This is a genomic window from Soonwooa sp. T0.1_25, from assembly GCF_057652215.1.
In genome coordinates this window covers 95,764-110,190 of sequence record NZ_JBYFBZ010000005.1, presented here as the reverse complement: position 1 = coordinate 110,190, position 14,427 = coordinate 95,764, and the positions used below count along the sequence as shown (strand labels likewise).

At 33.7% G+C, this 14,427-nt stretch carries 9 protein-coding genes; 2 read left to right on the top strand and 7 right to left on the bottom strand.

Annotated elements, in window-relative coordinates; genetic code table 11:
* Nucleotides 1-74: 74 nt before the first annotated feature.
* Together AC23MB_RS08745 and AC23MB_RS08740 are read right to left on the bottom strand one after the other, a co-directional pair.
* Nucleotides 75-1,646, bottom strand: coding sequence for a SusD/RagB family nutrient-binding outer membrane lipoprotein (locus AC23MB_RS08745; RefSeq protein WP_487787025.1), 1,572 nt, complete (start codon nucleotides 1,644-1,646; stop codon nucleotides 75-77).
* A 5-nt stretch (nucleotides 1,647-1,651) separates the two neighbouring features.
* Nucleotides 1,652-4,573 (bottom strand): SusC/RagA family TonB-linked outer membrane protein, encoded by a 2,922-nt coding sequence (locus tag AC23MB_RS08740; RefSeq protein WP_487787024.1) that lies wholly within the window; start codon nucleotides 4,571-4,573, stop codon nucleotides 1,652-1,654.
* Nucleotides 4,574-4,693: 120 nt separating this feature from the next.
* Here AC23MB_RS08740 and rnhB point away from each other — a divergent pair, with 120 nt between their 5' ends.
* Both rnhB and AC23MB_RS08730 read left to right on the top strand, forming a co-directional pair.
* The gene (gene rnhB / locus AC23MB_RS08735) at nucleotides 4,694-5,299 is read left to right on the top strand and encodes a ribonuclease HII (RefSeq protein ID WP_313215051.1); all 606 of its coding nucleotides are present in this window, start codon (nucleotides 4,694-4,696) and stop codon (nucleotides 5,297-5,299) included.
* A 50-nt stretch (nucleotides 5,300-5,349) separates the two neighbouring features.
* A complete protein-coding gene (locus tag AC23MB_RS08730) occupies nucleotides 5,350-8,508 on the top strand; it encodes a UvrD-helicase domain-containing protein (RefSeq protein WP_487787023.1) in 3,159 nt (1,052 codons plus the stop codon).
* Between the two features lie 58 nt (nucleotides 8,509-8,566).
* On the opposite strand, the gene AC23MB_RS08725 is transcribed toward AC23MB_RS08730, so the two are convergent.
* The 5 genes from AC23MB_RS08725 to AC23MB_RS08705 all read right to left on the bottom strand — a co-directional run bounded on the left by AC23MB_RS08725 (nucleotide 8,567) and on the right by AC23MB_RS08705 (nucleotide 14,393).
* The gene (locus AC23MB_RS08725) at nucleotides 8,567-9,079 is read right to left on the bottom strand and encodes a ferritin (protein ID WP_079666047.1); all 513 of its coding nucleotides are present in this window, start codon (nucleotides 9,077-9,079) and stop codon (nucleotides 8,567-8,569) included.
* A gap of 101 nt (nucleotides 9,080-9,180) precedes the next feature.
* Nucleotides 9,181-9,555: a hypothetical protein gene (locus AC23MB_RS08720; RefSeq protein ID WP_313028980.1), complete on the bottom strand. Its 375-nt coding sequence runs from the start codon at nucleotides 9,553-9,555 to the stop codon at nucleotides 9,181-9,183.
* A 184-nt stretch (nucleotides 9,556-9,739) separates the two neighbouring features.
* Nucleotides 9,740-10,759: a hypothetical protein gene (locus tag AC23MB_RS08715; protein ID WP_487787022.1), complete on the bottom strand. Its 1,020-nt coding sequence runs from the start codon at nucleotides 10,757-10,759 to the stop codon at nucleotides 9,740-9,742.
* Nucleotides 10,760-10,884: 125 nt separating this feature from the next.
* Entirely contained in the window at nucleotides 10,885-13,542 is a 2,658-nt protein-coding gene (locus AC23MB_RS08710) for a 4-alpha-glucanotransferase (RefSeq protein ID WP_487787021.1), read from the bottom strand.
* A gap of 92 nt (nucleotides 13,543-13,634) precedes the next feature.
* Nucleotides 13,635-14,393 carry a carboxypeptidase-like regulatory domain-containing protein gene (locus tag AC23MB_RS08705; RefSeq protein WP_487787020.1) on the bottom strand — a complete coding sequence of 253 codons (759 nt, stop codon included), beginning with the start codon at nucleotides 14,391-14,393 and terminating at the stop codon, nucleotides 13,635-13,637.
* Nucleotides 14,394-14,427: the final 34 nt, after the last annotated feature.

The window sequence follows — 14,427 nt, the reverse complement described above, 5'->3', positions numbered from 1 at the left end:
TAAAAAATAATGGCAAAGTTACGAAAATAAAAAAACCGCCCGAAGGCGGTTTTGATATTTATTAATGAAACAAATTAGTTTTTGTCCCAGATTAATTTTGTGTTCATTTTATCACCTCCAATTGCTTGAGAAGCTGCTTGATAATTAACAGTATTTACAGTTTGAACATTTGTAGGATAAAATAATCTTGTAGGAAGATCTGTCAAACCAGCAATTAAAGAAGTAAATGTATATTCTGTTTGCCCTGTAGCAGAAGGTACATTTAATTGCTCTGTTTGTCCAGGAAGCAACAATGTATTAGGGTATCCAGTTCTTCTATACTCTGCCCAAGCTTCTGCTGGTTGCATAAATAATGTAATATACTTTTGAGTCAACACATTCTCTTTAGAGGCAGCAGGTAATCCAGCAATAAATGTTTGAGCCTTTGCCTCATCTACACCCCATTTATCTAAAGATGCTTTAACACCTTTTTCATAATGAGCCTGATCCCATCCGTTAGCCTCAGCTAATAAAAACTCAACCTCAGAATACTCCATGAAAATTTCTGTATAATTAGGCTTTAAAATATCTCGTCCAAAATAACTGAAAGCACCAGCAACCGCTTGACTAGCTGCTAAGTTACTTGGCACACCATAACACATACCTTTAATTTGGCTTGCAGATGTAGCCTCAGTCATTGTCTGATTTCTGACGTCAGAAACTTTAACGCTAGTTGGGGCTGCATATTTGAATAATCGCGGATCTTCTCCAAAATTACCTTTTTCACCTTTTAACAACTTAACAAATGGTTTTGCAATTGCAAAATCAGACCTTGTTTGATATGTTAAGAAGAACGGTGATGGATTAATTAGATTGTTTTCATAAGTTAATCCTACATTATCTTCATTAGAAGTCATAACACCTGAAGCAATAGCGTCCGTGATATGTGCTTCAGCTCCTGGAACAACACCTTTAACTCTTGTTGCAACTCTTAATCTAAGAGAATTTGCAAATTTTTTCATTTTTTCCGCAGAACCAAAAAGTTTATCTCCTTGTACAAGAATTGTTTTATTTGTTTCAATCATAGCCGAAGCTTCTTTAAGCTCCTTTAGAATATCAGAATAAATCTTCTGTTGACTAGCAAATTTTGGCTGAAGAGTAGCATTAATATTCAAAGCTTGGAAATCAGGATCACTATTACCATATGAATAATAAGGAACATCTCCAAATGCATCAACTAAGTTAAGAAAAACATAAGATAACATAATTCTAGCTGCAGCAATCTGGTTGTTATTAGAACCATAATTCGCCATCATTGTTTTTGTTGCAGGATCCGTATTAAGATCTATAATTTTCTTATAATCGGTTGCAACATAATAACTTCTTGTCCAAAGCTGAGTAGCAGTGGTCAAACGATATTGATATCTATCCTCTTCTGTATATTGTCTTTGCGCTGAGTATTGAACCCAAGGTAATGTTAATCTACCAGATACCCAACCGTCTCTAGTAAAATCCATGTATTCTTTATTCGCATTATTGAACAATCCCGTAGGCAGGGGATTCTCAGTTGAATTTGGGTTAATATCAATTTCTTCAAACTTATCAGAACAACTATTAAGTACTACTGATAAACATGCGACTGATAATATTGAAATTATTTTTTTCATCTTAATTAAAATTTAAAGTTTACATTAAATCCAAACATTCTTGTTGATGGCAAAGAACCACCCTCTAAACCTTGGATATTTCCAGATCCATACGCGGTATTTTCAGGATCAACTCCTTTATATGCAAGATTCCATGCAAATAAGTTTCTAGCAAACGCTGATACTCTAACGCCAGTTAATGTATTTCCTATAATAGACTTTGGTAAATCATAAGCAAGAGTAACATCACGAAGTTTTATATAGCTTGCATCAAATACATTCTGTGCATCAACAGTAGAATAGTATGTACCACCCCATTCAGAGGCATCTAATCTAATATCATTAGGCGTACCATCTTCTTTAACACCAGCTAAGATAACACCATCTTCTCTATGTCCTCCCAACGCAGTCTCTTCAAGCATACCAGAATACATCCCCCACATATGCGTTGTTGAGAAGTATTTACCACCTTTTTGGATATCAATCAAGAACGATAAACTTAAATTCTTATATTTCAAGGTATTTCTGAATCCCATATTGTAGTCAGGTAAAATAGACCCTAATGGTTTAATAGCAGATGCTTTATAATAACCATTTCCGTCTACAACTTTATTACCATTTGCATCATAAACAAAATCAGTCCCTAAAATCGTCCCATAAGAATAACCAACTTGCGCTGCTAATTGTGCTCTAAATGGAGCGTTTGTTAAAATATAATTTTCTAAGTCCCCTTGTAACTCAACAAGTTTGTTTTTATTCTTAGTAAAATTCCAGCTTAAGTCCCAAGAGAAATCACTTGTTTTAATAGGTGTAACATTAACCATTGCCTCTATCCCTTTGTTCGTCATTTCTCCAGCATTAATTCTTTTAAATCCATAACCTGTTCCAGGGTCAATAGGTAGAGGAATAATTAAATCTGTAGATTTTACATCATAATATGTAATATCAAATCCAAATCTATTCTTAAAGAAGCTTGCTTCTAAACCAATTTCTTTTGTAGTTTTAACTTCTGGTTTAATATAAGGCTCTCCTTTTGTAGCTGGCATTGAATACATAGGATCACCAAATGGAGTACCAATAGTAGCATATGTTCCTCTAATATAAGGATCTGAACCTCCTGCAATTTGCGACCATCCAGCTCTCAATTTACCAAAAGATAACCAATCCGTCTTTAAAGCATTAGAAAAAACAAAACTACCTGTTACTGAAGGATAGAACTGATCATCGTTTAGCATAGAGAACCAGTCATTTCTCCCCGTTGCTTCCAAATACAATAAGTCTTTATACCCTAAAGATACAGAAGCAAATAAACTCTTAACACCTAAATGGAATGAAGCATTAGAAGATTGGGCAGCTTCAACACTATTAGCTAGATTATATAGTCCAGGTATAACAAGCCCCCCAACAGAGTTCCCATTTAAAACATCCCATTTACGATTCATAATGTTGAACCCTACAAAAGTATTTAAACTAAAATCCCCAAAGTTATCATTATAGTGTAATCTACCTTCGTAATTAAATTCAGAATTATTACGTTTTTGCAGATTGTACTCAGCTAATGCAGCAGAACCTACTGCTACTTGAGAACTAATAGTTTGTGCATATGTATCGCCATAAACTTTCCCAACTACAAAAACTTTTTTAGAAAAATTATAAGTTAAGCCTGCATTTCCGAAAAATCTATTTCGACTATCTGCAGATGTATTTTCATAAATTGTCCAATATGGATTATCCGAGAAGTTAGGTGTTCCGTCACTCCAAGAGGTTCTATTCCAAGATCTTTGCATCCCATTAGAAAGCTTGTAGTTTTTCAACGATACAAAATCTAATTGTCTTTGTCCCCATTGATAAAATTTTTGAGCAACTGAATTATCACCGTAACCTTGTTCTGGTCTGTTAAATCCTGCTGTATGTGCGTAATTAATTACCGCTTCAGCTTTTAATCTTTCAGAAAGTTGGCTTGATAAATTAATACTTAAATTATCTTTTTTAATTTCAGAATTCGGAACAATACCATTAATTTTAGTATTTGTATATGATAATCTAACGTTTGTATTTTCAAAAGATTTAGATACTGAGAAATTGTTAGTATATGTAGTACCTACTCTAAAAAAATCATCTACATCTTTTCTTGGAGCAACCCAAGCCATTGGCTTCATATATTCAGAAGCAAATTCAGGATCAAAAGAATTCCATCCTAAATACATTAAATTAGGATCATACTTTGGCCCCCAACTTTCATCAGTACCAAAATCTGTAATATTGTACTTCACTCCTCCTATCGTCGCAGTTGGAAGTTTAGATTCTAAACCTCCACCATAAAGATTTTGCAATTTTGGTCTAATATAAATAGATTCGAACGAAACACCTGTATTCAATTGCACTTCAGTTCTACCTCTTTTTGCAGATTTTGTTGTATAGATGATCGCTCCATTTCCTGCTCTATAACCATAAAGAGCTGCCGCAGGACCTCCTTTCAATACTGTTACACTTTCAATATCATCAGGATTAATATCAAATGTAGCATCACCATAGTCTCTACCACCGGCACCTCTTTGAGTATCAACACTATTAACATTTGAGTTATCTAAAGGGATACCATCTACAACTATTAAAGGTCTATTTTCACCCGTTACCGAGCTAATACCACGCATAGTAATTCTAGTGGAACCTCCCATAGAAGAAGGAGCAGTTACTTGCACACCTGCTACATTTCCAGACAATGCACTTACTGCATTCGTTTGACCTGCATCAGACAAAACCTCTCCTTTCACCTCTTGAGATGCATAACCTAGAGATTTCTTTTCTCTTTTAATACCTAAAGCGGTTACTACAACCCCCTCGATATCGGTTTGCTTAAGTGTATCACCCTTTTTAGCTTGCGCGGAAACCATCGCAACTGAAGAGCTTAACACCAATGCTAAAACGCTAGCTGTTAATTTTTTCATATCAAATTAAATTTTTCAATAAAACAAATGTGCAAAACTTTCTCAACATAAACAATAAAAAAGTTAAATATTTCTTAATTTTTCTTTAACGTTTCGTTCTTTTATTGATAACTTTGTTAAATGATTACTGAAGTAAAACTTTCTAAAAGTTTCTCAAACAGCCTGATAGAAGTCGGTTGTGATGAAGTTGGAAGAGGATGCCTTTCTGGTCCTGTTGTAGCGGCTGCTGTTATAATTGACCAAAAATTTAACCAAAATTTCATTAATGACTCTAAAAAATTAACGTTTAAACAGCGAAATGAACTTGATTTATACATCAAAAATAACGCGTTAGACTACGCAATCGCCGAACTTTCTCCAGAATTCATAGATAAACACAACATTTTACAAGCAAGTATACATGCAATGCACCTTGCTTTAGATCAATTAAAAATAAGACCTGAATTGATCTTGGTTGATGGCAACAAATTCCATCCTTATAACTACATCCCTCATCATTGTATTGTTAAAGGAGATTCAAAATTTCTTTCCATTGCGGCAGCCTCTATCATCGCAAAAAATTATCGTGATAATCTCATGATCGAACTTGCAAAAGATTTTCCCGAATATGGATGGGACAAAAATTTTGGATATTGTACTAAAGTCCACCAAAGAGCACTTATGGAACACGGACCAACGATACACCACAGAAAATCTTTTAAACTTATATATAATATAGAATACTAAATTTTGAAGATGCGGAAGTTTAGATTAAATTGTGCGTAAATTTCCTTGCAATGCAAAATTCTTACCTTGTTATCAATGCGTCGGCTGGTTCAGGAAAAACCTACAGCCTTGTAAAAAACCTTTTGAAAATCTGTCTTCGATATCCTAATCAGACAGAAAGCATTCGTCATATTTTAGCGCTAACCTTCACCAATAAAGCAGCTAACGAAATGAAAGAGCGAATCATCAATTGGCTTTTTTCATTTACAAAAGAGAATTATAAGGAAAATATTGAATTACAAAATATAAAATCGGAATTCGATGATGAGGGCATTCATATTACTATAGAAGATCTACATCATCGTGCAAAGCAAATCCTAGATTATGTGCTACACCATTATTCTACGTTGAATATTGGAACCATTGACAAATTTAATGCAAGGTTGGTGAGAAGTTTTACGTATGAGTTGGGTCTTGCACAAAATTTTAATTTAGAAATAAACGCTGAGCCGTTTCTTATCGAAGCGGTTGATCAACTTTTGGACGAAATTGGTGACAACAATCACATTTCTGAGGCTTTTATGGATTTTGTTAATTATGGTCTAGATAACGAAACTCGTATCAACATTAATAAAAACCTTTACGATTCTGCTAAAAAATTTATTAGTGATACACATTACGAAGCACTTTCGGAAAACAAAAACTTCGAATGGGAAGCTTATGAACGTAAAAAAGAAAATCTTAGAAACGAGATAAAAGCCGACAAAAAGCAATCCATTTCTTTAGCAAAAGAAATTATACAGACACTTACAGAACAAGATCTTAATATCGAAGATTTTGCAGGAGGAAATGTAAATGGTATCGCAAAATTTTTCCATGAAGTTATTAAGTTTTACAATGATGAACGTTCTGAATTTCCAATTCCAGCAAGTGAAAGCGGCGCTTTACAAAAATTTGCAAGAGGAAGTTCAGCGAAAGGAAAAAAGAAGGAAGCCGACATACAATCTATTTTACCAAAACTAACCGACCTTCGCCTTGACCTCATTGCGAAGTACGTCAATATTGAAAGAAATACAAAAATCCTCGATGTGCTTTTACCTTTAAAAGTAAATTCTGACATCCAAAAAAAACTAAAGGATATTGAAATAGAAAATGATTTAGTTCTTCTTTCGAAATTTAATGTGATTATCGGGGAAAATTTAAAATCGGAACCTTCGTCTTTTATTTATGAAAAAGTCGGCACACAATTCCAACATTTCTTTTTTGATGAATTCCAAGACACTTCGAAAATGCAATGGGAAAACTTCAAACCGCTTCGCGACAATGCTATTGCGAGTGCCAACACGAGTTTTACTTTGGTTGGCGATCCCAAACAAAGTATTTACCGTTTTCGAGGTGGCGAAAGTCAATTAATGCTTGATATTATTAGTCATAAAGAAGCGGTTGAAAAGGAAGCGGAAGTCATAAATCTAGAACATAATTGGCGTAGTGCTAAAAACATCGTTGACTTTAATAATCAGTTGTATTACAGCATTTCGAGAGGTTTAGAACCGATACACGAATACATTTTTGGTGAAGCAGCAACGCAAATTGCAAAATCAAATATCAACGGAAGAGTCAGAATTAACCTTCTTGAAAATGATGTTAAAGAAATCTTCTATGAAGAGACTGTCAACAAAATGCGTGATGATATCCAACAATGTTTGGATAATGGATTCGAACTTTCAGACATTTGTATACTGTGTCGTGGAAACACAGATATTTTCAATTTTTCGAATCTTCTTGGTCAACAACTTATCAACTATAAAGGGCAAGAACAATACATTAAAAGCATCTCTGAAAGTGGCTTAACCATTGGTTTATCTTACACCATCAAAGCGCTTATCGAATTTTTAAATTGGAAAGTAAATCCTGACAACTATCAATTTTTGATTAAGACGCTTTATCACCTTAATCATTTAGGAAGAATTGAAATAAAAGACTTTACCACAGAAGTATTAGACATACTCGAAACTAAAAATTTCGTTGAAATAAATTCTAAATTAAAATCAAATTATAATCTAGATTTAAGTTCAGAGCGTATTTTAAATCTAAACCTTTACAACTATATCGAATACTTTCTACAAAATTTTTCAGTGGAAAATAAAGAAGTCGATTTTCTTTTAAACTTCTTGGAGATGTTGTTTAATTATACTCAAAATGCAGGCGCAACCATCAAAGATTTCCTAAAATATTGGAATGAAGAAGGCGTTAACCAAAGCATCCAAGCCAGCGAAAATATTGACGCCATCAAGATGATGACGATCCACAAGTCAAAAGGTCTAGAATTCCCAATTGTGTTTTTACCAATGCGCAATAAGAACAAGGACGCCGAGTTTTCGAATTGGTTTGATCTAAAAAGCGACGACGAACTAAAAAAAGTCAACATTACAGGTTTTAATAAAAAGCTTTTGGAATATGATCAAGAGATGTCAAACTTTAATATTGACAACGAATACAAAAATAAAATCGATAGATTCTGTCTTCAATATGTTGCGACAACGCGCGCTGTTGAGCAATTATATCTTTATCTTGAAAAACCAAACAAGTCTGCAAATCATTTAGAAATCATCGATTATATTAATGCAAAAAGGCCTTCAACTGACAACGAAGAAAGCGATTCTTTCGACTTGTATCACGTCGAAGAATTGGATTTAAAAAAGCAAAAAATCAAAACGAAAAATATCGTTGAAAAACTATCGATAACCGCATTAAAAGGAGAAAATTCACAAAATAACAACATCCAAATTGCAACACCTAGTAAAAATTATCAAGAACGCGTTGCAAAAGTAAGAATCGGAATTTTTGTCCATGAAATTCTCTCCAAAATTAAATCAAATCTCGACTTAGAAAAGGTTTTAGAAAAGTATGAGCTAGAAGGTGTTTTCACATCAGAAGAGCGCATTAATATCGAGCAACGTATTTTTGAAATTATTAGCTCAGAAGCTTATCGTCACTTCTTTGTTCCAGATTTAAAAATCATCAGCGAACGCGACATTATGATTTCTGAAAATGATGAAACAAAAGTTCTCCGTCCTGACCGACTCATCGAAACAGAACATGGTTTTATCATTATTGATTTCAAAACTGGTGATAAAAAAGGTAAGCACGAGCAACAAATTGAAGTCTACAAAAGTGCTCTAGAAAAACTCGGAAAAAAAGTTTCGGAAACACATATTATTTACATTTAAAAATAAAAAAAGCTTAGAAATTCTAAGCTTTTAATTTTTACATTAACTGAATGAACAATTAAGCCGCTCCGTTATCTGGAGTGAAAACACGTTGCGCTAATTCTTGATCAAAAAGATACATTGCTGACGGATTGTCTTTAACACGTTTGATTTTTGTTACTAAAAGAGATGCGCTAGCTTCTTCTTCAACTTGCTCATTAACGAACCATTGTAAAAATGTTGTTGTTGCAAAATCGCTTTCTTCAGTTGCTGCTTTTACAATATTGAAAATACTTTTTGTAACTAATTTTTCGTGCTCTAGCGCTTTTTCAAAGATTTCTTCCGCACTATTAAAATCATGTGGAGGTGCATCAACAGCTCCCAAAACAACTTTTCCACCGATATTGTTGATATAATCAAACATCTTGTCAGAGTGCATCAACTCCTCCTTCGATTGTACTCTAAAGTAATTACCGATACCTTCCAAATCTTGAGCATAACACCATGCCGACATCGACAAATAAAGTTGTGCAGCATATTGCTCTTTCGTGATTTGCTCGTTGATTAGATTAATAATTTTTTCCGTAACCATATTTTTTTCTTTAAAGTCAAATATACTAAATTCTTAACTTTATTTTACACAAAAATAGGAGTAAAGTTTCCCTTACTCCTACTTCTAAATTTGCATTACAATTATTTCTTCATCTCCATTTTTTCTTTTCTCATCCCTTTATGCTCGGCCATCTTTTGCTTTTTCATTTCTTGCCATTTAGTATATTGGTCAGGTGTAAGAATCTGCTTCATGTCTTCGTTATTCTTTTCCATTTTCAATTTCATCTCTTGACGTTGCTCTTTCATTTGGTCCATTTTCGCTGCTCTTTTTTTCTCGTGCAGTTCCTTAATTTTTACCACTTGAGCATCTGTCAAATTAAGATCGGTTTTCATTTTAGCAAGACGTTCTTGTTGTTTTGCTTCAAAGTTTTCTTTTTTTGCAGTTGGTGTTGTTTGTTGTGCAAAAGCAAAAGAACCTAGTACTACGAATGCTGCACTTAAAATCAATTTTTTCATTTTATTAAAATTTTACGTTAATTACCATTTTGTTTAATTACATCTATTGGATGAAGCACATCATTTAAAGTTAAATCAAAAAATATTAAAATTTGTTAAATTTTAAACATTCATAATTAAAATAAAATGGAGAAAGCTTAAAAAACTTCCTCCATTTCCAAAATAACACAAACACTAAAAAAACTTACCTACCTCTAGAAGCTCCGTTATTAGAACTTCTCATTCCACCCGCATTATCTCTTTGAGATTCTCTCGTCCCAGAGCTTCTAGTCGCTCCACTGGATGATGAACTTCTCATATTATTACTTCTTAGTTCCATACTAGAAGAACGAACCGGCGCCGAACTTCTAACTGGATTATTTCTAACACCTCCTGCGTGATAATTGTCAGCAGATGGAGTTTGATTTCTTACATTATTTCTAACATCAGAATTATTAGTTTCGATCATCGATTGATTTCTAGTTCCTGATGACGTTCTGATTCCACCATTGTTATCAGATACCGCAGCCTGATTTCTAATACTTGATGAATTCCTAATTCCGTTATTGTTAGTATTATCTGCCAACATATTTTGATTTCTAGTACCAGAATTAGATCTAATACTATTAGCATTAGTATCAATCATCGCAACGTTACGTGTTGACTTCCAACTATCATTAAGGTTAGAACGATCTACTCGATATCTTATCACATCTACATTTCTATATTTAGGACGAATATGATAATTAACTACATAATAAGAAGTTCTATAGTTTTGGAAGTACACGATTGGACTTACACCACGGTAATAATTTTGCTGATAAACAACAAAAACTTGTGGCCCCAAAATTCTTTCTAACTCGTAGAATCTATCATAATACCAACGATCAGGATTCATTCCGTAATAAGAGTTCCAAGCCATAAATGACGGAAATCTATTATTAAGATTAATTATAGCTTGCACTTGCATTGGCGACAATCTATAAGTTCTAAAGAATCTATTCCAGTTAATATTTACAATACTATTTCTGTAGTCGTTGTAATAATTTTGATAATAATCTTCAGGATAATAATCCGTAGGATAATTGTAATAATAATCGTCTGGATAATTATATTGGTTATCATAATATTCGTACCCATAATAGTCAGGATACGTATCTTGATAATATTGTGAAAAAGCAAAGCTACTTATAACAAGTGACATTGCAAGAATCATTTTTTTCATAACAAATTGGTTTTTAGCAAAACAAAAACTCTTGTTTAATTCTATGATACTTAATAAGAAAAAAAGTTAAAAGCATTTCGCACTTTTAACTTTTTTTATAATTTTTAATATTGAAAATCAAAGACTTATTTTCTACCCGAATCTTTAACCCAATCCGATATTTTTTGATTAAATGCTGTTTCGGTTTTTAAATCTTCTAATTTAAGGTGCATTCTGTAACGCCAATAGTGTGGAAAAATAGCTGGAACGTTGATTCGTTCGTCGTCCATATTTTCGTTCATTAATCGGTGATCTGTCGCCAAAAATTCTTGAATAGGGAAAATGGCCAACATTGCATCTGTGTACAAATGTTGTTTCATAATCATTTCTGAAAAATCTGGTAACAAATCCCACGGCGCCGTGCCGTATTGTTTCAATTGTTGATTAAAATATTGTTGCGTCATTTCTCGATCTTCGTACCACCATTGTCGCAAAGTCGAACTATCGTGCGACGAAGCCGTAACCACATTCATATAACTTGCATTTTTCGGATCATAAAAAGGAATATTTTCCGAAGGCATCCTCTGGACTTTAAGCGCCGTTATCGCCAATTGATCCATAACTACTGGCACAGAATCTGGTACCAAACCCAGATCTTCGCCACAAATTAACATCTTGGTAGAAGTCAATAAAGCTGGAAGTTTTTCCATGGCTTTTTCGTACCACAAATCGTCCTGTCGAACAAAGAAATAATCGTTATAAATCTCTGCTAATTTTACGCGTTCCCATTCTGGAAGGTTAGCAAAAGACAAGGTTTTTTCCATGTTAAACCTTGGATGATAAACGTTATCGCCATCTTGAGTAGTTTCAATTATAAACAAAACATTAGCAGCTAAAGACAACAATTTTTCTTCCTTCCAATCCCAAGATTGTTTTTTGAAACTATCACTAAGTTTTCGTTGCGTATCAAATTCTGGTTTAAATTTATAAAGTCCGTTAGAATTTAATTCAAAAAAATGAGCTTTAACAACGTCCGCTTCTTCTCCAAAAGTATGATGAATAATAGAATCGTTAATAAATGGCTTACAAAAACGATCTTCATTAAAATCGATATGATTAGCGTGTAATTCTTCTCTCGTAACTGGAATTGCAGGATAAAAATAACCCAAAACACCTTGCGTCGCGTCAATCGGCATTCTCCAAATTCTGAAAAAACCAAGAATATGATCAATCCTCATCGCATCAAAATAACGTTCTAAAACCGCAAAACGCTTTTTCCACCAATTGTAACCATCAGCTTTCATCACTTCCCAATTGTAAGTCGGGAATTCCCAGTTTTGTCCTAAATCTGAAAACTGATCTGGCGGTGCGCCCGCTTGGAAATCCATCCCGAATAGTTCTGGTTCTGCCCAAGCTTCAACACTATAGCGATAAATACCAATCGGCAAATCTCCTTTAAGAGAAATTCCCAAATTATGAGCATAATCTATCGCTTCTGTCAACTGCAAATGCAATTGATATTGCACCCATGCATGCATCATCACTGCCGAATAATCTTTATGTTTTGCATCAAACATCGTTGCGATTTTACCAGCAACATAACGTTTATGCGTTTTCCAATTGTTGAAATTCGGTGTTTTGTACTTATCTCTCAAAACACAAAAAGCAGCGTATGGCAACAGCCAATCTTTATTCTCTTTTAAAAATGATTTAAAAGATTTATCCTTAAATATAATTGACGCATTCTCATTGAAAACTTTTTTTATGACGTTCCATTTTTCGGACATCATCACTTCGTAATCAACAAATTTTTCTTGGTTTAGTTTTGATTTTAAATTATTAAACGCTTCCAAATCTGCTTTTGCAATCGGAAAATCCAAAGCATCAACTCGCAAATATTGCGGATGTAAAGCATATACCGAAATTGCTGCGTATGGATAACTATCTGTCCAAGTGTAATTTGCAGTTGTATCGTTAATCGGTAAAATCTGGATAATTGACAAATCTGTATCTCTCGACCAATCTGCCAAAAGTTTTAAATCCAAAAACTCTCCCACACCAAAGCCATCATCCGATCTCAAAGAAAAAACAGGAACAGCAACGCCCGCCGCATGCCATAATCTCGCATCATCAAACACGAAATAATGATCAGCATTAACTTGCAAAATTTCGTTATTGTTGTTAGCAGAAGTTATTCTGTTTTCTCCAGATTCTATAAAGATTACTTTCTTAGTTTCATCATCGTAAATACCGTATTTGTAAGTAAAATCATGATTTACATTCAACTCAACTGCAACTTCCCAAATTCCAAAATCGACTTCCTGTAAAGCGACAGCTTTATCGTACTGCCAAGCGCCAAGTTCTGGAATTTCTCCAAAAATTAAAATCTTCCAATTCGGTTTGTAAAGCGGCGCTTCGATACGGAAAAGATGCGTGTGTTTTTTACGAACATTAAGCTTTTCTGGAACGAAACCTTGTTTTGTATTTCTAAAAATTTTGTTGTTAAGATAGTTTTCGGGGAAGTTTTTACTATTCCAAGTATCAATAACTTGATATTCTTTAAAACTATATCCAAGAAATAAACGATGCGGAATAATCTCTTCTTGTAAAAGCTGATTATCCTTATCTAGGACTTGATATTTGTAGCAAATCTCTTTCGAAAAATAATCGACTTCTCCTTGCCAAATAAAAGTATTTTCGCAATATAAATCGTAGGATTTCCAAGTTTGGTTATCCATTAAAACTTGTAAAACGAGACGCTCACCAAGTTTGGTTACGTAATTAATTTTAAAATAAAGTTTCATCAAAAATGTTATTTGATTAAAGTAAAATGAAGACTTTTATCGATTGCAATTTAATGAAATTAAGCATTTTATAAAAGATGAAAATGCTGAGATTAATATTTTTTAATAAGTTTCAGAAATTCGGGGATATGTTTTTCCATTGTAACGATAAGACCGCCTTCATTTCGAGCTTTTACATAACGTCGCACATCTGGATCCACCATGATAAAATTTAAAAAAGAATTAATCTGATCATCAGGAATTTCAGCACTTTTAAAATAAGAATGGTCTATTCTCGTACGAATCCACTTCATGTCGTCCTGAGAATCCTCATAACGATAAAGCGACTTCATTTGACGTGACTTTCCAGATACAATTTTATACAAACCATCAACATTTAATGTGCCGAAAAGTATTGGCAACAATACATTTTTTGTCATTTCTGGCGCTTTTTCTCGAGGTTTTTCCGGTGCTTTTGGTGTACCAACTTCTCTACGCAATCGCTCGGCGCTTTCATCTGTTTTTAACCTAGAAGCATCATCAATATTACCAGTCACTTTGATGTTTGACACAGTCACTTCTTCTATTTCTTCAGCAGATTTTACCAAGGTTACAACGAAATTACCATTAAGACTAGCTGTTATAGTTTGACGATCGTAATTATCTTTAAGAACACGAATCGTCTCTCCAACTTTAGCACCAATGTAGAATTCTCCAATGTTGTTGGAATACGCCTTAGCACCAGTTGCAACATTCACCAACATGGCATTAGGAATCCGAAGTCCATTTTCGGTCTGAACAACACCAGAAACTTGATTTTGTCCAAATATTAAATTCGAAAAAATGACTAGAAAAAATAAATGTAGTCTCAAATAGTTTTTTTTCAAAAGTAAAGTTTTGAGCGTT